The following is a 22,550-nucleotide window of genomic DNA, read 5'->3' on the forward strand; positions in this document are numbered from 1 at the left end:
CGACCCGGGGGCGTTGTCTTGGCTGCACCGACTGGCGTCCCCTGGATGCGCCTATCTTTTAATGGATTCGGAGCATCCAGAAAAGGCGTGTCATCACGAATGACCCAGCACATCGGCGCTCGCAGGTTGCATATTCACGGCCCGCGTCACCGACGAGAGGAGCACTTCATGAAGTTCACACAGCTGGGCCGCACCGGCCTGCGTGTCTCCCGCCTCTGCCTGGGCTGCATGAGCTACGGCACGCCTTCCTGGCGACCCTGGGTCCTGAACGAGGAAGCCTCCCAGCCCTTCTTCCGCCGCGCGGTGGAGCTGGGCATCAACTTCTTCGACACCGCGGACATGTACTCGCTGGGAGTCAGTGAGGAAGTGACGGGTCGTGCGCTGCGACGGTATGCGCGCATGGAGGAGGTGGTGCTCGCCACCAAGGTGTACTTCCCCATGGGGGACGGGCCCAACATGCGGGGCCTGTCTCGCAAGCACATCGTCCAGGCGTGCGAGGCGAGCCTCAAGCGCCTGGGGGTGGAGACCATCGACCTGTATCAAATCCACCGGATGGATCCGCACACGCCGCTGGAGGAGACGCTGGCGGCGTTGGATCAGCTCGTGAACCAGGGCAAGGTGCGCTACCTGGGCGCGTCGTCCACGTTCGCGTGGCAGTTCGCCCGCGCGCTGGGCGTGGCGGACCTGCACGGCTGGTCGCGCTTCGTGTCCATGCAGGACCACTACAACCTGGTCTACCGCGAGGAGGAGCGGGAGATGCTGCCCCTGTGCGAGGCGGAGGGCATCGGCGTCATCCCGTGGTCTCCCCTGGCGCGCGGGCTGCTCGCGGGCTCCCGCAAGTCGCTCACGGACCGCAGCTCCACGACGCGCGCGAAGACGGATGCGTACGCGCCCGTGCTGTATGACCAGCCGGGTGACTGGGAGGTGGCGGAGGCCAACCGGAAGGTGGCCGAGGCGCGCAACGTGCCGCCCGCGCAGGTGGCCCTGGCGTGGCTCTTGTCACGGCCGGTGGTGACGGCGCCCATCATCGGCGCCACGAAGCCGGAGCACCTGGAGGACGCCGTGCGCGCCGTGGACCTCAAGCTCACGGCGGAGGAGCTTCAGCAGCTCGAGGCGCCATACCAGCCCCACGCGCTGCGCGGCATGTGAGCCGCGCGCGGGCACCTCAGAGGTCCATCTGAGGTGCGGACCTGGGCGCCTCCATCGGGGTCATGGGGCCGTCCAGGAACGCGGCGCGCGGTCCGGCGCCGCCATAGGCCATCGCCTCGATGCGGTTGACGCCGGGAGAGGCCGGGTCCCTCGGGTAGCACTCCGCCTCCGTCTCCTGGAGCTTCAGCTCCGGGCGGTGCTCGCCCATCCGCTCGATGCGCGGGGGCACGTAGCCGACGGCGTCCTCGAAGGCGTAGCGCGTGAGCAGGCGCAGGGTGGCCACCGGCCCGCAGCGCACCTCTGGACGGCGCACCATGTTGCCGCCGATGGTGAGCTCTCCCGGGTGCGCGCCACCCACGTTGGACACGCGGACGGCCTGGGGAACCATGGTGACGGCCCACGTCTCCTGGCAGCTCACCACCACGTCCGGCACGGGACGGCTGACGAGCTTCAGCGGCGCGTACTCGCCCGCGGCCATCGCGGTGCGGATCAGCGGCTTCCACGGGGGGATGGTGCCCTCCGGCATCAGGTTCGTCCGGCACTCCATGGACGTGCCCGCGTCGTCCGCGACGAACACCACCTGCACGTTGCTGAGGTAGCGCGCGCCGGACGCCTCGGCCCGCTCCAGGAAGCGCAGCACCAGCGCGCTGCCATCCTGCGCGAGGCCGAAGGGCATGGAGATGGCCCAGGGCGAGTCACCGGACTCGAGCGCCAGCTCCGGTGGGACGACGGTGACGGGGGGGCCGCGGCGCGGCACCACCGACGAGGTCCGCGCGCACGCGGCGCACAACAGCAACAACAGGGTCAGGGCTGAACGACGCATGGCGTCCCCTCCGAGAAGCGCACCTGGGCCAGGTCGAGGCTAGCACCGCGCTCACGCGCCCGGCTGCAGTGCCCTCCGGAAGGCAATCATCCAGGAGCCCTGTCGATATGGAGGGCGGCTTCGCGCGTTGTCGAGGCCGCCCGCGTGCGCCCGCTCAGGAGCCCAGGGCCTCCGGGCTCTTCAGCCACTGCGCCGCGGCGCGCACGTCCGCCTCGAAGTGGATGCGGGCCTCCGCGCGCTCGCGAGGGTCCTGCCGACGCAGCACGTCCCACGGCGCGAAGGTGGCCAGCGCGCCGGGAGCCCATTCGGAGGGCACCAGCCGCCCCCGCCCCACGTCCAGCCGGAAGCCCGGTCCCAGCAGCACCTGCCCCGCGGCGCCGCCCAACGCGAGCAGCAGCCGGGGACGCACCCGCGCCGCCTCCGAGGCCAGCTCCTCCCGCAGGGCCCGGGTCTCCGGCCAGCTGAGCGCGCCCGAGCGACGCCCCGGCCAGCGGGCCCGGGACACCCGCAGGTCCGAGCTCCGCAGCCCCGCGCGCGAGAGGACCAGCTCCAGCAGCCGGCCCGAGGGCCCCACGAAGCACGCCGCGTCTCCCTCCTCCCGGGTGCCGGGCACGTCCCCCAGCAGCAACACCCGCGGCCGCGCGTGGACCGGGTCCGGCGACGCGGCGCGGGCCGGAAAGGGCCCAGGCTCCGGGAACACGAGCCCCGCGCCGAAGGACAGCCTCGCCCGATCCCAATGCGCGCTGGCGTCCGGCGTGAAGAGGCTCCAGTGGAGCGAGGGGAAGCGCCCCACGAGGAAGGGCGCGGCCAGCCGGACGACGAGGTGCTCCGGCCGGTACCACGCGACATGGCGCGCCTCTCCATCCGAGGCGGCGCGATGGAACCGGACGCGAATCACCAGCTCCCGCAGGTCCCGCCGCACCGCGCGCTCCATGCGCCGCAGCCGCTGGACGTCCCGGTCCGCGTCCTTCTCCAGGAGGCGCCGCTCACCGTGCGTCAGCCGCCACAGCACGCGGTACAGCAGCGCGAAGCGCTCCGGATCCCGGTGACACACCACCTTCTCCGCCAGGGACAGGAAGTCCGCGGGCAGCGCCGGGACGGCCCGGGCGCCACCACCGGACAGGAGCGGGTCCACCCACTGCGTCCACGCCCCCTGCCCCTGTTCGAACTCCACCCGGTCCGGAGGCATGCCGCGCACCAACAACCCACGCGCCACCTCCCGGAACGACGACAGCTCCGGCGCCACGCTCACTCGCACCTGGACCTCCTGGTCGCTCGACCACCCGAGCGACGCAGGCTACCTTCCAGGTCTGACACCGCCAGCCCACCCAGGGCGTCGTCGCGCGCTACTCCTCCTTGGCGAGCGCGTCCACCTGCTCCTGGAGCCCGTCCAGGTCCTCGAAGAAGGACTCCACGGGCTGGGCGCGGGCCACCCGGAAGACGGGCGGCAGCAGCGTGCGGGAGAAGTCGAGCGACGTGCTGAAGGGCTCGTTGCCCAGCAAATCGTTCGCCCGCGACACAGCGCCGAAGGCCAGCGTCACCACGACGAGCACCCGCACCAGCCGCGCCGGCTCCCACCGCGCCACGTAGCGCAGGTGCCAGAAGAGCCCCCAGCCCATGAGGAGCAGGAACGTCGCGTGGTACACCCAGGAGAGGCTCGCGCCCAGGCCCAGGCTGAAGCCCAGCGCGGCCACCAGCAGCGGCAGCGCGACGGCGCCCAGCAGCACCAGCGCGCCGATGGTCGCGTGCGCGCGGTAGTGGAAGTGGCGACGGGAGATGCGGCTGGCCACCGCCCAGCCTCCGGCCCACAGGAGCGTGAGCGTCAGGGGCATCACCAGGGCCACCGTGAGCTCGCCCCAGTCCGTGCGCGCGTAGTTGCCCAGGTAGGACGCCAGCGCGCTGAACAGCAGCAGGGACAGCATCGCCACGGGGAAGGCGCGCGGGTGCTCGAACACGCGCTCGCGGGGCTCGCCGGACACGGTGCTCACCACCGTGGGCGGCACCGCGTGGTTGCGGGCCCGGAAGCGCAGCACCGTGTCCCCCACCGCCACGCGGGTGTCGGGCGCCAGCTCCAGCTCCGCCAGCTGCGTCCAGGGCTGCACGCGCCATGTGCCGTTGTCGCTGCCGACGTCGCGCAGCACGAGCGCGCCGTCCTCGCGGCGGTCGATGCGCAGGTGCTCGGCGGAGACCTTCGGGTCATCCAGGATGACGTCGTTCGAGTACGCGCGGCCCACCGTGGCCGGGAAGCGATCCAGCCGGTGACGCGTGTGGACGGAGTCACCCTCCAACACCTCCAGGAAGATCACTTCGTCCACGACAGCCCCTCCAGGTAGCGGCGCGCCAGCTTGCGCGCGTTGTCCGCCGTGAAGCCGCCCAGCGTGAGGCTGGTGTCCACCCCGCTGGTGCTGGCGTTGAGCGCGGCGGCGCGCAGCACCAGGTCATAGAGCCCCGGGAAGCGCTTGTACGCGCGCAGGCACATGGCCGCGCGCACGGGCAGCCCGCCCACGTCCACGAACTCGGAGGTGCACCGGAAGTTGGTGACGTCCTCGCGCGAGGCCTCCACCGTGTCCGGGTCCTGCGAGAACAGCGCGGTGTAGAGCGCGGAGAAGCGCAGCGCGCCCAGCTCCTGGCTGGAGGCCTGCTGATGCAGGAAGGCCACCACGCCGGTGCGGTGCCGCGAGGACAGGTAGATGTCCTCCTCGGACGAGCACTGGTAGTTCGTCACGGTGTACGGCACCTCCGGGTCATGCGGCGTGTCGCCCCAGCACTTGAGGAAGGGAATCCACCGCCCCGGGACGTGGTAGCTGCCCAGGGCCTGCTTCGGCAGCGAGGCCGCGAGCATCTGCTCGGTGAGCCGCTGCTGGTTCTCGATGAGCTGCGCGCGCACCGTCTCCAGCAGCGCGGGCGTCGCGTCCGGCGCCATCTTCAGCGCCCGGCCGAGCAGCGTCCTCGCGCGGTGCACCGGCACCAGGAAGCCCAGCTGGTTGCCCATGGTGGCCACGTTGACGCCCACCACGGTGCCCTGCCCCGTCAGCGTCGGGCCGCCGCTCATGCCCGGGTTGATGGCGCCGCTGAAGTGCAGGCGCTCGTAGAGCGAGTCCTGGATGAAGCCGTTGTACGTGCCCTCGACGATGGTGGTGCCCAGGTCATGGGGGTTGCCCATGGCGAACAGGCGCGCGCCCTGGGGCGGCTCGCGGTCCTCCAGGACGAAGTAGTCCTTCACCGGTTCATCCATGCGGATGACGGCCAGGTCGTGCACCACGTCCACGTCCACCAGGCGCGCGGGCACGGGCTCCCCGCCGGTGCGCAGCACGAGCTGCGCGGTGTAGTCCTCCGGGTGGAGCACCACGTCGGAGACCACGTGGTAGTTGGTGATGGCGTACCCGTCGCCCGAGACGAAGAAGGCGGAGCCGATGGAGGAGCGCGTGCCCGAGCGGCGCTCGATGATGCGCACCTGGGCGACGCGGTTCTGGATGCGCTGGAAGAGCTCGTGGGTGGCCGGGGGCAACACGGCCGGAGGCGGCTCGGGCGCGGGAGCGGGCACGACGTCGGGTTGGCTTCGGACGGCGGAGGGCGCGCCCGGTTCGGATGGGGCGACGGCCGGCGCCTGCCCCAGCACGGCGACGAGGAGGAAGACGAACATGGATGCGGCGCACGCTATCCCAGCGCCGCGCGCGCGGGGGTACCGAGTGGCGGGGCATGAGGCCTCCGGTGCGCTCGTCGACCCACCTGCCCTGTTGGCGACGCGCCGGGCAGCGGGTAGGGTCCGCCCCGCCCGAGGTGCCTCGTGGGGGTCCACGAGGTTTAGCAAGGGAATCCGGTGTGAATCCGGAGCTGCCCCGCAGCGGTCAGTGGGAACGAACGCCGTCGAACGCACTGGTCCTCGGCAGACGAGGGCTGGGAAGGGACGGCGCCTAGGACGCCAGCACGCGCCGCGATGAGGGGCGGGTGGTGGGAGGCCCACGGAGCCCGAAAACCTGCCTCGAGCCCATCTGGGACGCGGACAGCGCCCCGGGTGGCGCTTCGCCCCCGGCCTTCGCGGGAAGGTCAGGCCATCCCTCGCGGCCCACCGCCGCCCTCGGAGGTCTTCATGTCCGGGGAGGCCCGTGGGCCAGGAGTCCGTCCATGAGTCACATGCAGCCGTCCCTCCCCTCCTCCGCCACCGAGACGCGGATGGTGGACATGGTGTTCCCCGATCAGACCAACCACTACGGCACCCTCTTCGGAGGTCAGGCCCTGAGGTGGATGGACATGTCCGCGTTCATCACCGCCAGCCGCTACACGCGCCGCACCGTGGTCACCGCGTCCAGCGAGCGCGTGGACTTCCACATGCCCGTGCAGCAGGGGCAGCTCGTGGAGCTGGTCAGCCGCGTGACGGCGACGGGCCGCACCTCCGTCACCGTGGACGTGGAGATGTTCGCCGAGGACCTGCTCACGGGCGCGCGGGAGCTGTGCACGCGCGGGCGCTTCGTGCTCGTGGCGCTGGATGAGCACCGCAAGCCCACCGCCGTGCCCCCGCTCTTGCCCGAGCCGGGTGCGCAGTGACGTGAAGCCCTGAAACGCAATCCGCGCCGGGGCCGGCTCCTCGGGCTCCGGCGCGCACTCCAGCAGATGGCATCACGCGGGGACCCGCCCGCCTCCGAGGCGGCCCGCTCGCGGCGCCGCCCAGGGCGCCACCGGGGATTCATTCGTGCGCGAGCCGCGCGGTCGTCACGACTCGGAGGCCATCCGCCCCGCGCGCCCCCGGCGCCACGCCGCGTATGACGCCACCAGCGCACCGGCCAGCGCCCCCGCGAGCGCGCCCAACAAGCGCCGGGGAACCACGCCAGGCGTCGTCGTCGGCTCCAGGCGGAACGTCTCCAGCGAGGCTCGGACGCTCGGCGCCAGCACCTCCCAGCGCACCGCGGGCGCGCTGACGACGACCACCGCGTGCCGCCCCTCGGACGCGAGCCCCGCCACCAGCACCGTGCGCGTCTGCCCCGCGTCCCGCAGCGTCCCCAGCACCTCCACGCGCGGCGCATCGCCTCCAATCCGGTCCACGCGCTCCGGCGACAGCACCACCCCCAGCTCCCGCTGGAAGTGCTGCATCACCGCCGACGCGAAGTCGTCACGCTCGGACGGGCTCGCGGAGAAGCCGCGCTCCACCACCGACACCAACATCGTCGCCGCCTCCGGGCCCTCGCCATCCGCGAGCGCCGCGGACAAGGACCTCGGCGTCTCCGCGTCCAACGTCACCGCCCCCGCCACCGAGCCCGTGTACGGCTCCCACCGCACCATGTGGAAGCCCTCGGGCGGACGCAGCACGTAGCCGTCGCGCCGCAGCTCGGTCCCGAGCGCGCCCGACAGCAACAACCACCCGCCTGCCACCCACGAGAGGCTCACACCGCGCAGCATAGGCCCCCCGAGCCCCGGACGCGGCCACTCACGCGCCAGGCCGCATGAACCCATGGATACCCAGAAGACACGGCTTCACGGGCATGAGGCCCACCGGCCCGGCTCACCGTGAAGTCAGGCCCGCGCGCCTTCGTTGTGACATCCCCGTCGGGCACGGGTAACCTCGCGCCGAGATGAATCCTGCAGCCCGGGTGGAGATGGAGGCTCGCGCCGACCGAGCGCTGCGCCGTGGAGAGCTGGTCGAGGCGCTCGACCTCTATGAGGCGCTCCTCCTGGCCTTCCCGGACGACGGCGCGCTCGCCGACAAGCTCGCCAACCTCCGCGAGTCCCTCCAGCCCCTGGAGCTCCAGAAGCTGGAGGCCTCCCGACCGCCCGAGGAGCCTGAGCTCCCGCTCGGCCCCTCCTCACCCGCCCAGGAGGGTGAGCGCCTGTTCGCCCTCGGGGACTACGTGGGAGCGGCCGCCGCCTACCGCCGCGCCGTCCAGGAGCGCCCCGACAACGAGCTCTTCAAGGAGCGGTTGATCGAGGTCTACCGGATGGCGAAGGAGATGCCCCTACAATCTCCGACAGACAAGGCGCTGCCCAAGGCGCCCCAGCCCCGTCTGCAGGCCCTGCTGGACCGCGTCGCCTCTCGTCGCCGCCTCAAGCGGGACTGATGGAAGCTCGCGTTTCCACTCGGAAATCCGATCCGTGAGGTGATTCGCGCGTTGCACCCCAGCGCGGGGGCCTCCTATCATCAGGTCCGACGTCGCTGTCATGGTGGGCACTCCTGCCTCTGACACCCGCGTCCGACCCCTATGGCCCGTTCACTGAGACTCGGAGTCCTCACCGGTGGCGGAGACTGCCCCGGGCTCAACGCGCTCATCCGCGGCCTCGTCAAGCGGGGCACGCACGAGTTCGGCCACGAGTTCGTCGGCATCGAGAACGGCTACATGGGCCTGGTGGAGCCCGACCTCACGCGTCCCCTCACCGAGGAGGACACGCGCGGCATCCTCCCCAAGGGCGGCACCATCCTGGGCACGTCCAACCGCGCCAACCCGTTCATCTACGCCTTCAGGGAGGGGGAACGTTGGGTGGAGCGCGATGTGTCCGACGCCGTGCTGCGCCGCTGCGAGGCGCTGAAGCTCGACGGCGTCATCGCGGTGGGCGGCGACGGCACGCTGTCCATCGGCCACCGGCTCAGTGAGAAGGGCCTCAAGGTGGTGGGCTGTCCGAAGACCATCGACAACGACTTGAGCGGGACGGACCAGACGTTCGGCTTCGACACCGCGCGGCTCATCGTGACGGAGGCGTTGGATCGGCTGCACTCCACGGCGGAGGCGCACGACCGGGTGATGCTGGTGGAGATCATGGGCCGGCACGCGGGCTTCCTCACGCTCGAGAGCGGGCTTGCTGGCGGAGCGGACGTCATCCTCATCCCGGAGATTCCCTACCGGGTGGAGTCCATCGTGGAGAAGCTGCGCCGCAGGGCCACGCGCCGCCGCAGCTTCTCCATCATCGCCATCTCCGAGGGCGCCTTCCCCGTGGGCGGCACGCTGGCCGTGCTGGACAAGGCCGAGGACGTGCCCGGACGCGGCGTGGTGCGGCTGGGCGGCTCCGGCAAGGTGTGCGCGGACCTGCTGGCGCAGCACGTGGAAGCGGAGATCCGCGTGAACGTGCTGGGCCACCTGCAGCGTGGCGGGAGCCCGAGCGCGGCGGACCGCGTGCTCGCCACGCGCTATGGTTGCAAGGTGCTGGACCTGGTGCGCGATGGACAGTGGGACCACATGGTGGCCCTGCGCGCCGGAGAGATTGTCGCGGTACCGCTGAGCGAGTCGCGCAAGGAGCGCCGGGTGGACCCTTCCGGTGAGCTGGTGCGCTTCGCGAAGAGCATGGGCATCAGCTTCGGGGACTGAGGGAGGGGGAAGGCACTTTCGCCGCACACGTCATGACGCTCGTCGGCCGCCATATCGGTCGCTATCGCATCCTCGAGCAGCTCGGCTCGGGGGGCATGAGCGTCGTGTACAAGGGGCTCGACACCGCCCTGGACCGTGAAGTGGCCGTGAAGGTGCTGCATCCCCACCTGGCGGGCAAGGACGAGTCGCGGCGGAGGCTCGCGCGCGAGGCCCGCGCGGTGGCCAAGCTGCACCACCCCAACATCCTCGAGGTGTTCGACTTCTCCGCCGCGGACGCGCAGGACGCGTTCATCGTCACCGAGTACATCCGCGGCCAGACGCTCAAGACGGTGCTCGACGAGGGGCCCATGGATCCGCCGGAGCTGGCGGCCATGGTCATCCACGAGCTGGCCGCGGCGCTCGCGCATGCGCACGAGGCGGGCGTCATCCATCGCGACCTGAAGCCCGAGAACGTCATGGTGCGCGAGGACGGCATCCTCAAGCTCATGGACTTCGGCATCGCGCGGCTGCTCGACATCGAGGAGCGGATGACGGTGACGGGCACGCTCGTGGGCTCGCCCGCGCACATGTCCCCCGAGATCATCGAGGGCCTGGAGGCCGGCCCCGAGGCGGACGTCTTCAGCGTGGGCATCATGTTCTACGCGGCCATGACGGGCCGGCTGCCCTTCTCCGCGCCCAACACCACGGCCACGCTCAAGCGCATCCTCGACGGCGACTACGAGGACCCGCGCCGCCGCGTCCCGTGTCTGTCGGATGAGCTGGCGGACATCTGCGCGCGCTGTCTGCAGAGGGACCCGAACCAGCGCTACCCTGACGCCGGCAAGCTGCGCGACGCGCTCGCGGACTACCTGGCGGGCCTGGGCTTCGCCCGCGTGGGCGAGGAGCTGGTGTCGTTCTTCGCCGACCCGCCGTCGTACCGGAAGCTCGCGCGCCAGCGCATCGTCGCGTCGCTGCTGGAGCGCGGTGAGCGACTGCTCGCGGAGAAGCGCACGCCGCGCGCGCTCGGCTGCCTCAACCAGGTGCTGGCGCTGGACGCGCAGAACGCGCGGGCGCTGGGGCTGCTCAAGGGCATCCAGCGGGCGCAGCGCGCGCGGAAGTGGCGACGGCGCGGCATCCGGCTCGCGGTGGGGCTCGCGTCCCTCACGGCCGTGAGCCTCGGCGGCTACAAGCTGTACCACGCGCCCGCCGACGCCGCGTTCCATCCGCCCGAGGCGAGCACGCCCTCCACGCCCCCGTCCATGACGTCCGGAGGCCGCGAGCCGAGCGGCCCCGAGGCGACGGCGCCCTCCTCCACCGACCCGACCGGGGCTGGGCCCGCCGCGCCCACGGGCACCGGCGTGGCCCCCGGCGCGCTGCCGCGAGCCCCCGAGGGTCCAGGCACTCGCACGCCGTCGCCCCGGAGCGAGGGCTCGCGCGGCATGGCGTCGAAGAGTCCTCCCACCGAGGCGCCGGGCACCCGCGCCGACGCGCTGTCCCTGGTCCCCGGCGGGCCCTCCCCGCGCACGGGCGGTCCGCGCGCGGTGGGCGGCACACCTCGCGCCGCGGACGATGCGCGCGCGGTGGGAGGCCCTGGTGAGGAGCGCGTCGCCGGACGGCAGCCCGGGGCGAAGAAGGTCTTCGCCACCATCCTCGTGCGGCCCTTCGGGGTCATCCGCGTGGGCGACGGCGCGCCGAGCGCCCAGGCCCTGTCGAAGCACGACGTGGAGCTGTCCCCGGGGCGCCACACCGTCACCATCTCCTGCGACTACTGCCTGGACGTGAAGGAGGACATCGAGGTCCAGTCCGACGGCGAGAACCGCTTCCACCTGGGGGCCCAGCCCAAGCCGTCACCGCTCTCGCTCGAGTACACGCCCGCCGAGGCCACCGTGCGCGTGGGCGACCAGGTGCGCACCGCCCGCGACAGCGTCCAGCACCCGTTCGAGATTCGCGCGCCGCGCGGCCCCGCGGGCTTCCTCCACACCGTCGCGGTGGAGATCTCCCACCCCGGCTACAAGACGGAGCGCCGCGTCGTGCAGCTGCGCCCGGGAGAGCCGACGCTCGTGGCCGGGAGCCTGTCCCCCGAATGAACCGTGGGCTCGCGCTCATCTCGCTCTGGCTCGTGCTGTGGACGCCAGCCGCCTCGCTCGCGCAGGAGGACACCGGGGACCCGGAGGTGACGGCCCTGCGCGCCAGCTTCGAGTACGGCAAGTACGCCGAGGTCCTGGACCGCGCCGGCGCGCGCATCGACCGGGGCGGGCTGGGCGAGGACGAGCTGGTGGAGCTGCACAAGCTGGCGGGCCTGGCCGCGTTCAACCTGGGCCGCACCGAGGAGGCCTCGCGCCACCTGCGCGCCCTGCTCCGGTTGGACCCCGACTTCAGCCTGGACCCGTTCGTCGTCCCGCCCCCCGCGGTGGCCTTCCTGGAGGGCATCAAGGACGACATGACCAACGAGCTGGAGTTCCTGCGTCAGGAGCGCCGGCTGCGCCAGGAGCGCGAGAAGGCGGAGACCGAGCGCCGCGAGCGCGAGCGCGTGGAGGCGGAGGTGCTGCGCCGCCGCGCCGAGGAGCTGGCCAGCCAGGTCAACGTGCGCACCGTGGAGAAGCGCAACTTCCTGGTCAACTTCGTCCCGTTCGGCGCGGGCCAGTTCCAGCAGGGCCGCAACAGCCTGGGCATCGTCTTCGCCGCCACCGAGGGTGTGCTCGCGGTGACAAGCGTCATCTCCTACTTCGCCTACGAGTCGCTCTTCGAGGAGCGCACGCTCGAGCTGGACAACGTGCTCGATGACGACGGCAAGGCCTCCATCACCATCCGCTTCATCCCCACCAGCCGCGAGCGCCAGCGAGACACCTGGCAGTTGCTCAAGCTGGCCTCGGCCGCGGGCTTCTACACCATCTACGCCCTGGGCGTGGTGGACGCGCTGTACCACCACGAGGACCAGGTGGTGCGCACCACCGTGGAGACGCGCGAGCCTCCGGCGCGAAACACGCCGCGCTCCGAGGTCCTGACTCCCCGCGCCACCCCGCCGCGCACCACCGCGCGCGTGGGCGTGTACCCCACCTCCGGCGGCGGCGGCGTCGCCCTGTCCCTCACCTTCTGAGCCCCTCAACCTCCAGGTATGTGAAGCCCTATGGCCAGCCTCACCGTCCGCAGTCCTGATGGCAAGGTCCGCGAGATCGCCCTGCACAAGCGCATCACCAGCATCGGCCGCAGCGCGGACAACGACATCGCGCTCGACGACCCCGGTGTCCCCGACAGCGCCCTGCACGTCACCTTCGACGGCACGCGCTACGAGGTGGGCACCCTGGGCGCCACCGTGCAGGTCAACGGCAAGAAGCGCGACACCCACGCGCTCGCCACCGGCGACGTGCTGCGCGTGGGCAACACGGAGCTGAAGTTCTCCCGCGAGGACGCCCCGCGCGCGCCCCCGCCCTCCACGCTCGCCCCGGCGCAGCGCGAGGCGCCGGCGACCAGGGACACGTCGGACTCACACACCACGGAGCTGCCCGGGGTACCCGGCCGCGAGCTGGCCATGCTGCGCCGGCTCACCGCCTTCAGCGAGCGGCTGCTGGCGCTCTACGACGTGGAGCGCATCCTCGAGAGCCTGATGGACGAGGCCATCGAGGTGACGCGCGCCGACAAGGGCTTCCTCATCCTGATGGAGAGCGGAGACCCGCGCGTGAAGGTGGCGCGCAACGTGGCGCGCGAGAACATCGAGGACGCGGTGGAGAAGCTGTCCGACTCCATCATCGCCAAGGTGGTCAAGGAGCAGCGGCCCCTCATCGTCGCGGACGCGGTGGACGCCCCCGAGTTCAAGGCCAGCGAGTCCGTGGTCAACCTGCGCGTGCACTCGGTCATGTGCGTTCCGCTGATGCACAAGGGCGACCTGTTCGGCGTCATCTACGTGGGCAACGACCGGCTGGTGAACCGGTTCGAGCCCAAGAGCGCGGACATGCTCACCATCTTCGCGGCGCAGGCGTCGCTCGTCCTGCAGAACGCGATGCTGGTCAACGACCTCAAGCTGGACAACACGGAGCTGCGCCGCAAGCTGGAGGACCAGCGCTACGGCGACATCGTGGGCGCCTGTCAGGGCATGCGCGACGTCTACAAGCGCATCGACAAGATCGCGCCCACGGACATCTCCGTGCTCATCACCGGCGAGACGGGCACGGGCAAGGAGCTCATCGCCCGGGAGATCCACCGCCGCTCGCCGCGCCTGAAGGGCCCGTTCATCACCATCAACTGCGGCGCCATCCCGGAGAACCTCCTGGAGAGCGAGCTGTTCGGCCACGTGAAGGGCGCCTTCACCGGCGCGGTGGCCACCAAGGCGGGCAAGTTCCAGGCGGCCATCGGCGGCACGCTCTTCCTGGACGAGATTGGCGAGATGCCGCTGCAGCTCCAGGTGAAGCTCTTGCGCGCGCTCCAGGAGAAGATCGTCTACAAGGTCGGCGACAACCGGGGCGAGCCGGTGGACATCCGCGTCGTCGCCGCGACCAATAAAGTCCTCGAGGACGAGGTGAAGCGGAACACCTTCCGCGAGGACCTCTACTACCGCCTCAACGTCGTCACGCTGAAGCTGCCCCCGCTGCGCGAGCGCGGCGAGGACGTGGTGGTGCTGGGCCGGTTCTTCCTCCAGAAGTACTCGCGTGAGTTCAGCTCCCGGGCCAAGGGCTTCACCCCGTCCGCCGCGGTGGCCATGAAGAAGTACGGCTGGCCGGGCAACATCCGGGAGCTGGAGAACCGCATCAAGAAGGCCGTCGTGCTGTCCGACAAGCCGCTGCTGGGCCCGGACGACCTGGACCTCAAGCCGGAGAACCTGGACCCCATCATGCCGCTGCTCCAGGCCAAGGAAGAGTTCCAGAAGCGTTACATCAACGAAGTGCTGGCGCGAAACAACGGCAACCGGACCAAGACGGCCAAGGACCTGGGCGTGGACCCTCGCACCATCTTCCGGCACCTGGAGAAGCTGGAGGCGGAGAAGACCGGCCGGCCGCTGCCCCCCGAGGAGGGCGAGGAGCTGCTCTGACGGCGGCGCCCGACACACCGCGGATGGATTCGACGACGGCGCGAGCACCCAGGGACAGGCCGCCCGGCCAGGGACGGGCGATGTGTGTCCTGGCCTCGGCCCTGGGCCTGCTGCTCGTCGGCTGTCTGTTGCCCCAGGACGACACCCTGCTCGACGACGTGCCCCGGTTCATGAACCGCTCGCCGCGCATCATCGAGTCGCTGGTGCTGCCCGAGGAGCGCATCATCCGGGACTTCGGCGCCACGCGGTGCGAGCTGACGTTCGAGGTCGCCGTGGAGGACCCGGACGTCGATGACCGCATCAAGGTGCACTGGTTCATCGACTACAACCCGCAGGACCCGCGCGGGCCCTACCGGGAGATCGCCCTCACCAACAACGGCGAGGCGCGCCGGCCGGACCGGGGCACGCTGCGCATCAACCTGGCCTCCGCGAACTCGGAGCTGAGCGCGCCGGGCCAGCATCTGGTGGAGGCCCTGGTGAGCGACGCGGAGCTGACGGACCGGCAGCCCGAGTCGCGCGTGGTGAACCTGCCCGACGGAGGCACCATCATCGACCCGGGCTTCGTCATCAGCTACACCTGGGTGGTGAACACGGTGCAGGGAGACTGCCGATGACCCGCGCTCCCGCCCGGCTCCTGGCCGCGCTGGTGCTGCTGTCCGGCAACACCCGCTGCGCCCTGTTGGACGAGCCCCCGGCGGACTCGCTCCTCGTCTGCACCTCCGACGCGGACTGCTCGGCCAACGAGACCTGCTTCGTCGACGGCTGCGGAGACCCGGGCCAGGACATCGTGGTGGAGGTGACGCCCAACCCGGCGCTGGGCCTGTACGCCCAGGACTTCCCGGTGGGGCGCCTGCGCGCCGAGCAGAACCTGCAGCTCTTCGGCGAGGCGTCCGTGCGGGGCCTGGTGACGCGCGCCACGGTGACGCCGCCCACGCCGTCGAGCAGCGCCACCCGCCCCTATTCGGATCCGCTCTTCGTGCGCGCCGTCGGCACCAGCGCCCTCATCCCGGGCGTGGCCCGCTACCACCAGGCGTTGCTCGTGCCCGACAACGGGCAGTGGACGCTCCCCGTCGCCAGCGGCCAGTACGCGGTGACGCTGCTGGCCGAGGACCCGGACGTGCCGCCCGTGACGAACACCGGCACCGTGTCCCCGGGCGAGACGCTCGCGATGCAGTGGCTGCTGCCCGCCTCCAACGCCGTCGTGCGGGTGCAGGGCCAGGTGGCGCTCCATGATGGCGCCCCCGTCCCCGCGGGGCTCGCGGTGGAGGCCCTGGACGCCCAGCTGCGTCCGCTGTCCCAGCGCATCCCGGTGACGGCCTCCACCGGGGCCTTCTCGCTGGCGCTGGCCCCGGAGGCCGCCAGCGCCAGCACCGTGCTCCTCCGGGTGACGGCGCTGCACGACGACGCGCTCATCCCCCAGCAGACCTTCCCCGTGGACCTCACGGCTCCGGTGGAGCTGGAGCTGGGAGACTTCGGCGCGCCGGTGCGCGTGACGGGCCGCGTGGTGGCGCAGGATGGCCGCCCCGTCGCCTCCGCCACCGTGTCGCTCCAGGGGCGCGTGAGCGGAGGCGGCACCTTCGCCAGCCCCCTGGCCACCACGGACCTGGAGGGCCGCTTCGAGCTGCGCTCACTGCCCAGCCCCGCCGAGGCGCCCCTGGAGCTGGTGGTGGTGCCGCCGCCCGGCGCCGCCTCCGGGCTCACCATCACCAACGCGGTGGTGCCGCGCACGGACACGGTGCTGCCGGACGTGGTCTGCGCCGAGCGACGCCTGGTGCGCGGCCTGCTGCGGCTGCCGGATGACACGACGCCCGCGGCCGGCGTGCGCCTGGTGGTGGAGCCCGTGGACACCGTCTCGGGGCGACGGCTGCCGCCCGACCTGGCCACGGAGACGATCACGGACGGCAACGGCGAATACACGCTGCGGTTGGACCCGGCGCTGTACCGGCTGGACGCCGTGCCCGGGGAGAACCTGCCGCGCATCGCCCGCTTCGTCTCGGTGGTGCCCGGCAGCGACGGCGTCGAGCAGGCGGTGTCCACCTTCTCCCTCCAGCGCGGGCGCACGCTGCGCGGACGCGCGCTGTCCTTCGCTCGCGAGCCGGGCGTGCCCCCGGGCCTGGCCTTCGCGTCCATCCGCTTCTACCGGGTGGTGAACGTGGAGGGCCGTCCCACCTCGGTGCTGCTGGCCCAGTCCGTGACGGACACGCTGGGCCGCTACACGGCGCTGCTGCCCATCCGCTGAAGGCCGCTCAGGGCGCCGAGGACTTCGCCGCGGGGCTCGCGCTCGCCGCCTTGAAGGCCGCGTGGAACGAGTCCACCGTGCCGCCCACCTCGTCCGCGTACTGCACCGCGTGCGTGGTGTAGAGGTCCAGCACCGCCTCCAGCCGGCGGTACACGGTGCGCAGCGGGGCGCGCTCGCGCGTCTGCAGGTCACACTGGGACTCGCGCTCACGCAGCCGCGTCAGCCACTCGGTGCGAAAGCGCATCCATTCCTGGTCCACGTCGCGCGCGGGCGACACGCGCACCAGCTTCTCGCGGCCCAGCTCCAGCTCGTCCCACAGCGCGCGGGCGCCGGCCAGACACTCCGGGAAGCCGAGCGTCACGGAGGCGGGCGGCAGCTTCTCCGGCGTCATGGCCGCCACCGAGCGGCTCACGTTCACGATGATCCACACCGAGAACAGCGAGGTGAGCGCGATGTAGAGCCCATACGCGGCACCACGGTAGCGGCGGAAGCGAGGGTCTTTGCGGGGGTCGGGAGCGGACACGGGGTCCAGGTCTTACGACCGTGGACCCCGCGTGGCAACGCTTCCGTGGTCTCCCCACCCGGCTGAGCGGGCGGGGGTGCGGCCGGGACTACTGACCGGCGGGGCTCGCCACCTGCTGGGCGGGCGCCGCGGCGGGGGCCACCGGGGCGGGCCCCGCGGCCTCCGTGTTGCCGCTCATGGCGCGCTTCACCATGGCGATGCGGCTGCGGAACTGCTGCTGGTACTGGCTGTTGAGGTAGCTGCCCGCGGCGTCACGCGCCGTCTCCAGCGCCTTCTCCATCTGCCCGACCTCCTGGTACGACTGGGCCAGCAGCAGCATGGCGTAGTCGCGCGTCTTGGAGGTGCGGTCGCCCTCGACGAAGCGCGCCAGCAGCGGCACGGCCTTGTCGTGCTTGCGCAGCTGGTTGTAGGCCGTGCCCAGGAAGAAGGACGCGTCCAGCGCCTGCTCGTTCGGGGGGTTCATGGCCAGGAAGCGCTCCATCTCCGCGACGACCTGGTCCATCTCGTTCTTGCGGAAGGCGATCTTCCCGCGCTCGAAGGCGACGTCGCCCGTCTCACGACGCAGGGACGAGGCCCGGTCGTTCAGCGCCTGACGCTCCAGCGAGCTCAGCCGGGAGGTGTCCAGCTTCATCAGCGCGTCGATGCCCTTGAGCCGCTCGTCGCCGGGCAGCGAGGTCATCATCTTGTAGACCTCCGCGGCGCCCCGCTGGGCCGTCTGGTGCGCGGATGTGTCCGCGCGCTGCTTCTCCAGCTGGCCCGTCAGGTCCGCCACCATCTTCTCCAGCCGCTCGCGCTCATTGGTGGCGCTGGAGGAGCGGGCGCTGGTGATCATCACCGCCGCCCCCACCGCGATGACGGCGAACAACACATACGCCGCCGCGGAAGAAATCCACTGACGCTTCTGGAAGTCCTCGTGACGCTTGCCTACCGCCTTGACCTCCGCGTGGAGGTTCTTCAGCAGGTTGTCACTCTTGATGACGAGGTTGCGGGCCTCGACGACTTCGCGGCGGAGGTCCGCCAGTTCCTTATCAATCTCGGTCTTCGCCTGCTCTGGCATGGACATCTTCCTGGGCCCGGTAACGATCTCGGCCGACTCACGCATCGTAAGGAGTTCTCCCGGTCATACGGCGACAATTTCCGCAGCGGAACACCGCAATCGTTCCACCGCATTTCCGGAAGCGTTCAACCTGCTCGGCGCATGCCTGCTCGGGCTACAGGCCGCCCGTCAACGAGCGGGATGGCTCGGGCGGAAAAGTGTACGTCACGCCCAGGGACATCCAGCTGCCTCCGAGGCTGAACGAGGCGATGCGCTTGTCCTGGTCGTTCAGCGCCGGGCCCACGGGTCCGCGAAGGAACATGAACCGGTACTCGGCGGAAAGGCCCCAGCGGGGGGACAGCCGCCAGGTGGCCCCCAGCGAGCCCGCCCAGGCCTGGGTGGTCTTGTCCTCCAGCTTCTCTCCGGACAGCTTGGAGCTGGCGATGGCCGGCCCCGTGGCGAGCCCCGCGAAGGGCACCAGGCCATACGGGCCGATCTCCGGGAGCACCGTCTGGAAGCGCACGCCCACCAGCGCGCCGTAGCCCAGCGTCTCCAGGCTGCGCTCGACGGGCGCGGCGCCCTCCAGGCCGGGGCTGTTGAGGTACAGCTTGGAGCCGGTGAAGAAGAGGTCGATGCCCAGCTCCACCAGGTCGGAGATGGAGTAGGCGAAGGTCGCCACGCCGAGCGGACCACCGTCCGTCTCGCGCGCCCGTGGCAGGCCCCTGTTCGCCTCGACGTCGTACCAGGTCTTGTAGAGCGTCTCGTTGGAGGTGACGCGCCAGCCCCCCTGCACGGTGATGCGCCCCACTCCCGCCAGCGACGTGGGGATGGGCTCCTCCTCGTCCTGGGCGACGGCGGGAGTGGCGAAGAGCAGGACGAGGGGCGGCAGGAGGCGACGGAGCATCGGACTCGGAGGCGAAGGTCAGGTGCGCTTGGAGCAGCGCACGGCGATTTCCAGGAAGGTCGTCCGCTGACGACACAGCGACGCGACCACGCAGCGGACGACACACAAGGCCCCGAACTCGCGGAGCACCACGCCCAGGTTGGACACCACGTCTCGCAGGGTGATGACACCGCGCATGTGGCCGCTCCCGTGTGCGTTGCCGTGAGGGGTGCTCGTCCTGGACGTCCGTGCCGGGGAACGCCCGGTGCTACAGGCGTGTGGCCCACCGTAGCAGTGACCTCCCACGGGTCAACTTTCCGGCCAGGTCAACGGGCGCGGCGCTCCAGCTCCAGCAGCGGCATCTCCAGCACCACCACCGTGCCGTGGCTGCACGGGGGATGGAAGTCGGCCCGGTCCAGCTCGCCCAGCAGCGCGCGCAGCTGCGCGTCCGTGAGCGGCACGGTGTTCGCCTTGCGCGCGGCGTGACAGGCCAGCACCCGCACCGCCTCCGCCAGCGTGACGGCGTCCAGCGTGGCGCCCCGAGGCGGCAGCGCGCGCGCCAGGGCCTCCAGCAGCGAGCGCGCATCGGCGCCCTCGAGCCCCGGCGGCACCGTCTTGAGCGCCACGGTGGTGCCACCGAAGGGCTCCACGTCGACGCCCAGCCGGCAGAGCGCCTCGCGGCCCTCGACGAGCGCCTTGGCCACCGCGACGGGGAACTCCAGCGTGGTGCCGAACAGCGACGGCGCCGGAGGGCCCTTCTCGTCCTCGAGCGCGCGCAGGTACGTCGTCAGCCGGGCCCGCTCCAGCGCCGCGTGCGGGTCCAGGACCACCAGCGTGCCGCCCGGTCCCTCGCAGATGTGGAAGCGGCCGCCCAGCATGCCCATGGGCCTGAGCGCGGCGAAGTAGCCCGGCGGAGGGGCCTCGTTGAGCTGGGGCTGGGCCTCGCCGAACGCGGGCGGGCGCATGCCGGTGTGGGCGAAGGGCAGCGGCGCGGGAATCCCGGCCATGGGGCCGGGGGCGCCGGACAGGGGCGCGGGGCCCGGACCGGGCGAGGCGGCGTCCAGCGTGGTGGGCAGCGGGCCGCCCCACGACGCCTCCTGCGCGCGGGTGAGGAAGCGCTCCACGGCGTGCGCGTAGTGCGCGGCGTCTCGCGGCGTGTTGCCCAGGGCGGCCTGGGCGTCGGCGCCGGTGCCCAGCCAGGGGGCCGCGCGCAGCATGCGGTTGAGCGCGGCGCTGATGGCCTCGTACACGCCGCGCGCATCGGAGAAGCGGACCTCCAGCTTCTGCGGGTGGACGTTGACGTCCACGGCGACGGGGTCCACGTCGATGTTCAGCACCACCACCGGCTGGCGTCCGGCGGCGAGGAAGTCCTGGTACGCGCGCTGGATGGTGCCGATGAGGCCGCGGTCCCTCACGAAGCGGCGGTTGACGAAGGTGTAGAGGCCGCGCGCGTTGGGGAAGGTGAACTCGGGCGAGGCCGCGTACCCGGTGACGCTGACGCCCAGCCGGCGCTCCTCGACGGGGAACAGGTGCGGGTGACAGGCGGGCCCCAGGGCCGCGGCGATGCGCTCGCGCGGGTCCTCGGGACAGGCCGCGCTGGAGAACAGCTCGTTGCCCTCGTGGGTGGCGAAGAAGCCCACGTCCGGGTTGGCCAGGGCCAGCCGGACGACGGCCTCCTCGGCGTGCTTGAGCTCGGTGTCGCCCCGGCGCAGGAACTTGCGGCGCGCGGGCACGTTGAAGAACAGGTCCTCCACGGTGATGATCGTGCCGGTGCGCGGCGGGGCGTCCTCCACCACCACGTCCACCCCACCCTCCAGCGTCACCCGCGTGCCCACGTCCGCGCCGACCTCCGCGGTGTGCAGGCTGAAGCGGGACACGGAGGCGATGGCGGGCACCGCCTCACCACGGAACCCCATGGAGTCGATGTGGAACAGGTCGTCCAGCTCGCGCAGCTTGCTGGTGGCGTGGCGGTCCAGACAGAGCGTGGCGTCCTGGCGGCCCATGCCGTGTCCATCGTCGGACACGATGATGCGGTCCACGCCCCCACCCGACAGGTCCACGCGCACGGTGCTCGCCCCGGCATCGAGCGAGTTCTCCACCAGCTCCTTCACGACGGACGCGGGCCGCTCCACCACCTCGCCGGCGGCGATCTTGTTGATGAGGACGTCACTGAGACGGGCGATGCGTGCCATGGCAATCGTCCACCCTCCGCCACCCGGACGACGTTGTCCAGCAAGACAGAGCCGTGCAGGCTGACATTCGAGAGCGGCTGGGCTAACAGGAGACCTCGCGTATGGACGAGTCACGACCAGGCAAGGGACGGCTGCGTGTCGCGGTGACGGGAGCCAGCGGCGAGTACGGGAAGCTGTTGCTGCCCCGGCTCGAGCGCGATCCGGAGGTGGAGAGCATCGTCGTGCTGGACGTGAACCGTCCCGAGGGCGCCAAGGTGGAGTTCCACCGGGTGGACCTCACGCGGCACGACGCCGAGAGCGAGCTCACCGACGCGCTGACCGAGCGCCCCGTGGACGCGCTCTACCACCTGGCGTTCCTGTTCGGCCCCATCCGCAACGGCTCGCTGGCGCACGAGCTGGAGGTCATCGGCACGATGAACGTGCTGACCGCGGCGGGCCGCGCGCGCATCCCCCGGCTGGTGGTGCCGTCGATGACGGCCGTCTATGGAGCGCGGGGGAACAACCCGGCGCTCCTGCGCGAGGACTCGCCGCTGCAGGGCTGTCCGCACAGCCGCTTCGTCACCGACAAGGTGGAGGTGGAGGGACAGGTCCGCGCGTTCCGTGAGCGGCACCCCGAGATGAAGGTGCTCGTGCTGCGCTTCGCGCCGGTGCTGGGGGCCGCGTTCGAGAGCCCCGTCACGCGGCTGCTGACGCGCACCTCCGTGGTTCCCACCCTGCTGGGGTTCGACCCGCTGTGGCAGGGGCTGCACGAGGAGGACGCGGGGCGGGCGCTGCACCTGGCGCTGCGGGCGGAGGCGTCCGGGGAGTTCAACATCGTTGGCCAAGGCGTACTCCCGCTGTCCGGCCTCATCCGACAGGCGGGTGCCCGGCCGCTCCCCCTGCCCGGCCCATTGTTCCGTGGCGCACTCCACGCGCTGGATGTGGTTGGAGCGGACACGTTGCCCGTAGCCCTTCTCGACTACATCCATTACTCGTGGGTGGCCGACGGCGAGCGCGCGGAGACTGCCCTCGGCTTCATCCCCTTCCACCACGTCAGGGACGCCGCGGCGGCGCTCAAGAGGAGCTAGAGATGGCCAAGGGTGTCCTCGGGAACGATCCTTTCCAGCGCGGAGCCGCCTCCCGCGAGGGTGAGCGCACGAAACCCGGCACCCCTCCGCGGGACCGCCCGCCCTCCGAGCGCGAGGGCACGGCGACGCAGAAGGCCCACTCGAAGAACGGGGCCGATGCGAAGAAGCAGCCCGCTCGTGGAAAGCCCGCATCCGGGAAGGCGAAGTCCCGTGGTCCCGAGGCCCGGGGCTCGGAGCAGAACGGGCGCGTCCAGCCGAAGGACGCGAAGAAGTCCGCGCCTTCTTCCGCGCGCGACGCCGACAACCGGAACAGCACGGCCGCGCGGAGTGCGGCTCGGAACAACAAG

The 22,550-nt window shown here is 71.6% G+C and carries 20 protein-coding genes and 1 riboswitch; of the genes, 10 read left to right on the plus strand and 10 right to left on the minus strand.

Annotated features, from left to right (window positions below):
- Positions 1 to 168: 168 nt before the first annotated feature.
- Positions 169 to 1,149, plus strand: a complete 981-nt coding sequence (locus K8640_RS28185; RefSeq protein WP_223749893.1) for an aldo/keto reductase — start codon at positions 169 to 171, stop codon at positions 1,147 to 1,149.
- Between the two features lie 16 nt (positions 1,150 to 1,165).
- Here the strand turns inward: K8640_RS28185 and K8640_RS28190 are convergent, their stop codons facing one another.
- The 4 genes from K8640_RS28190 to K8640_RS28205 form a co-directional block, all read right to left on the minus strand.
- Positions 1,166 to 1,972 carry a hypothetical protein gene (locus tag K8640_RS28190; protein WP_223749894.1) on the minus strand — a complete coding sequence of 269 codons (807 nt, stop codon included), beginning with the start codon at positions 1,970 to 1,972 and terminating at the stop codon, positions 1,166 to 1,168.
- Positions 1,973 to 2,126: 154 nt separating this feature from the next.
- Positions 2,127 to 3,230, minus strand: coding sequence for a DUF4130 domain-containing protein (locus K8640_RS28195; protein WP_223749895.1), 1,104 nt, complete (start codon positions 3,228 to 3,230; stop codon positions 2,127 to 2,129).
- An 88-nt stretch (positions 3,231 to 3,318) separates the two neighbouring features.
- Positions 3,319 to 4,287, minus strand: coding sequence for an FHA domain-containing protein (locus K8640_RS28200; RefSeq protein WP_223749896.1), 969 nt, complete (start codon positions 4,285 to 4,287; stop codon positions 3,319 to 3,321).
- Entirely contained in the window at positions 4,275 to 5,615 is a 1,341-nt protein-coding gene (locus tag K8640_RS28205; protein ID WP_223749897.1) for a S1C family serine protease, read from the minus strand. Before K8640_RS28205 ends, K8640_RS28200 begins: the two co-directional genes overlap by 13 nt.
- A gap of 118 nt (positions 5,616 to 5,733) precedes the next feature.
- Positions 5,734 to 5,972: riboswitch (cobalamin riboswitch) on the plus strand.
- A gap of 125 nt (positions 5,973 to 6,097) precedes the next feature.
- Here K8640_RS28205 and K8640_RS28210 point away from each other — a divergent pair.
- Positions 6,098 to 6,517, plus strand: a complete 420-nt coding sequence (locus K8640_RS28210) for an acyl-CoA thioesterase (protein WP_223749898.1) — start codon at positions 6,098 to 6,100, stop codon at positions 6,515 to 6,517.
- A gap of 165 nt (positions 6,518 to 6,682) precedes the next feature.
- Here the strand turns inward: K8640_RS28210 and K8640_RS28215 are convergent, their stop codons facing one another.
- Positions 6,683 to 7,366, minus strand: a complete 684-nt coding sequence (locus K8640_RS28215) for a hypothetical protein (protein WP_255653529.1) — start codon at positions 7,364 to 7,366, stop codon at positions 6,683 to 6,685.
- A gap of 173 nt (positions 7,367 to 7,539) precedes the next feature.
- On the opposite strand from K8640_RS28215, the gene K8640_RS28220 reads away from it, so the two are divergent.
- The 7 genes from K8640_RS28220 (at position 7,540) to K8640_RS28250 (ending at position 16,502) form a co-directional block, all read left to right on the plus strand.
- A complete protein-coding gene (locus tag K8640_RS28220) occupies positions 7,540 to 8,022 on the plus strand; it encodes a hypothetical protein (RefSeq protein ID WP_141330997.1) in 483 nt (160 codons plus the stop codon).
- A gap of 141 nt (positions 8,023 to 8,163) precedes the next feature.
- Positions 8,164 to 9,261, plus strand: a complete 1,098-nt coding sequence (locus K8640_RS28225; RefSeq protein WP_223749899.1) for a 6-phosphofructokinase — start codon at positions 8,164 to 8,166, stop codon at positions 9,259 to 9,261.
- 32 nt (positions 9,262 to 9,293) lie between these two features.
- Positions 9,294 to 11,327, plus strand: a complete 2,034-nt coding sequence (locus K8640_RS28230) for a serine/threonine-protein kinase (protein ID WP_223749900.1) — start codon at positions 9,294 to 9,296, stop codon at positions 11,325 to 11,327.
- A complete protein-coding gene (locus tag K8640_RS28235; protein ID WP_223749901.1) occupies positions 11,324 to 12,337 on the plus strand; it encodes a tetratricopeptide repeat protein in 1,014 nt (337 codons plus the stop codon). Before K8640_RS28230 ends, K8640_RS28235 begins: the two co-directional genes overlap by 4 nt.
- 30 nt (positions 12,338 to 12,367) lie before the next feature.
- On the plus strand, positions 12,368 to 14,263 hold the full coding sequence (locus K8640_RS28240) for a sigma 54-interacting transcriptional regulator (RefSeq protein ID WP_223749902.1): 1,896 nt from the start codon (positions 12,368 to 12,370) through the stop codon (positions 14,261 to 14,263).
- 80 nt (positions 14,264 to 14,343) lie between these two features.
- Positions 14,344 to 14,877, plus strand: a complete 534-nt coding sequence (locus K8640_RS28245) for a hypothetical protein (protein ID WP_141331004.1) — start codon at positions 14,344 to 14,346, stop codon at positions 14,875 to 14,877.
- Positions 14,874 to 16,502, plus strand: a complete 1,629-nt coding sequence (locus K8640_RS28250; RefSeq protein ID WP_223749903.1) for a carboxypeptidase-like regulatory domain-containing protein — start codon at positions 14,874 to 14,876, stop codon at positions 16,500 to 16,502. The genes K8640_RS28245 and K8640_RS28250 overlap by 4 nt, the downstream gene beginning before the upstream one ends.
- 7 nt (positions 16,503 to 16,509) lie before the next feature.
- On the opposite strand, the gene K8640_RS28255 is transcribed toward K8640_RS28250, so the two are convergent.
- The 5 genes from K8640_RS28255 to mutL all read right to left on the minus strand — a co-directional run bounded on the left by K8640_RS28255 (position 16,510) and on the right by mutL (position 21,136).
- The gene (locus tag K8640_RS28255; RefSeq protein WP_223749904.1) at positions 16,510 to 17,025 is read right to left on the minus strand and encodes a hypothetical protein; all 516 of its coding nucleotides are present in this window, start codon (positions 17,023 to 17,025) and stop codon (positions 16,510 to 16,512) included.
- A gap of 88 nt (positions 17,026 to 17,113) precedes the next feature.
- A complete protein-coding gene (locus tag K8640_RS28260; protein ID WP_370640404.1) occupies positions 17,114 to 18,082 on the minus strand; it encodes a tol-pal system YbgF family protein in 969 nt (322 codons plus the stop codon).
- A 154-nt stretch (positions 18,083 to 18,236) separates the two neighbouring features.
- On the minus strand, positions 18,237 to 18,965 hold the full coding sequence (locus tag K8640_RS28265; protein WP_223749906.1) for an outer membrane protein: 729 nt from the start codon (positions 18,963 to 18,965) through the stop codon (positions 18,237 to 18,239).
- Positions 18,966 to 18,983: 18 nt separating this feature from the next.
- Positions 18,984 to 19,142: a hypothetical protein gene (locus K8640_RS28270; protein ID WP_170300476.1), complete on the minus strand. Its 159-nt coding sequence runs from the start codon at positions 19,140 to 19,142 to the stop codon at positions 18,984 to 18,986.
- A gap of 128 nt (positions 19,143 to 19,270) precedes the next feature.
- Entirely contained in the window at positions 19,271 to 21,136 is a 1,866-nt protein-coding gene (gene mutL / locus K8640_RS28275) for a DNA mismatch repair endonuclease MutL (RefSeq protein ID WP_223749907.1), read from the minus strand.
- A gap of 101 nt (positions 21,137 to 21,237) precedes the next feature.
- Here mutL and K8640_RS28280 point away from each other — a divergent pair, with 101 nt between their 5' ends.
- Positions 21,238 to 22,203: an SDR family oxidoreductase gene (locus K8640_RS28280; RefSeq protein ID WP_223749908.1), complete on the plus strand. Its 966-nt coding sequence runs from the start codon at positions 21,238 to 21,240 to the stop codon at positions 22,201 to 22,203.
- The last annotated feature ends 347 nt before the right edge of the window (positions 22,204 to 22,550 follow it).

Origin of the sequence: Myxococcus sp. XM-1-1-1, from assembly GCF_020037095.1 — a bacterium.
Lineage (GTDB): Bacteria > Myxococcota > Myxococcia > Myxococcales > Myxococcaceae > Myxococcus > Myxococcus fulvus.

Bases quoted from the DNA above. Each gene is read 5' to 3' on its own strand.
- K8640_RS28225 (WP_223749899.1), top strand. From the start codon at position 8,164: ATGGCCCGTTCACTGAGACTCGGAGTCCTCACCGGTGGCGGAGACTGC.
- K8640_RS28280 (WP_223749908.1), top strand. From the start codon at position 21,238: ATGGACGAGTCACGACCAGGCAAGGGACGGCTGCGTGTCGCGGTGACG.
- K8640_RS28240 (WP_223749902.1), top strand. From the start codon at position 12,368: ATGGCCAGCCTCACCGTCCGCAGTCCTGATGGCAAGGTCCGCGAGATC.
- K8640_RS28245 (WP_141331004.1), top strand. From the start codon at position 14,344: ATGTGTGTCCTGGCCTCGGCCCTGGGCCTGCTGCTCGTCGGCTGTCTG.
- K8640_RS28265 (WP_223749906.1), bottom strand. From the start codon at position 18,965: ATGCTCCGTCGCCTCCTGCCGCCCCTCGTCCTGCTCTTCGCCACTCCC.
- K8640_RS28220 (WP_141330997.1), top strand. From the start codon at position 7,540: ATGAATCCTGCAGCCCGGGTGGAGATGGAGGCTCGCGCCGACCGAGCG.
- K8640_RS28190 (WP_223749894.1), bottom strand. From the start codon at position 1,972: ATGCGTCGTTCAGCCCTGACCCTGTTGTTGCTGTTGTGCGCCGCGTGC.
- K8640_RS28185 (WP_223749893.1), top strand. From the start codon at position 169: ATGAAGTTCACACAGCTGGGCCGCACCGGCCTGCGTGTCTCCCGCCTC.
- K8640_RS28215 (WP_255653529.1), bottom strand. From the start codon at position 7,366: ATGCTGCGCGGTGTGAGCCTCTCGTGGGTGGCAGGCGGGTGGTTGTTG.
- K8640_RS28235 (WP_223749901.1), top strand. From the start codon at position 11,324: ATGAACCGTGGGCTCGCGCTCATCTCGCTCTGGCTCGTGCTGTGGACG.
- K8640_RS28270 (WP_170300476.1), bottom strand. From the start codon at position 19,142: ATGCGCGGTGTCATCACCCTGCGAGACGTGGTGTCCAACCTGGGCGTG.
- mutL (WP_223749907.1), bottom strand. From the start codon at position 21,136: ATGGCACGCATCGCCCGTCTCAGTGACGTCCTCATCAACAAGATCGCC.
- K8640_RS28205 (WP_223749897.1), bottom strand. From the start codon at position 5,615: ATGTTCGTCTTCCTCCTCGTCGCCGTGCTGGGGCAGGCGCCGGCCGTC.
- K8640_RS28260 (WP_370640404.1), bottom strand. From the start codon at position 18,082: ATGCCAGAGCAGGCGAAGACCGAGATTGATAAGGAACTGGCGGACCTC.
- K8640_RS28230 (WP_223749900.1), top strand. From the start codon at position 9,294: ATGACGCTCGTCGGCCGCCATATCGGTCGCTATCGCATCCTCGAGCAG.
- K8640_RS28250 (WP_223749903.1), top strand. From the start codon at position 14,874: ATGACCCGCGCTCCCGCCCGGCTCCTGGCCGCGCTGGTGCTGCTGTCC.
- K8640_RS28210 (WP_223749898.1), top strand. From the start codon at position 6,098: ATGAGTCACATGCAGCCGTCCCTCCCCTCCTCCGCCACCGAGACGCGG.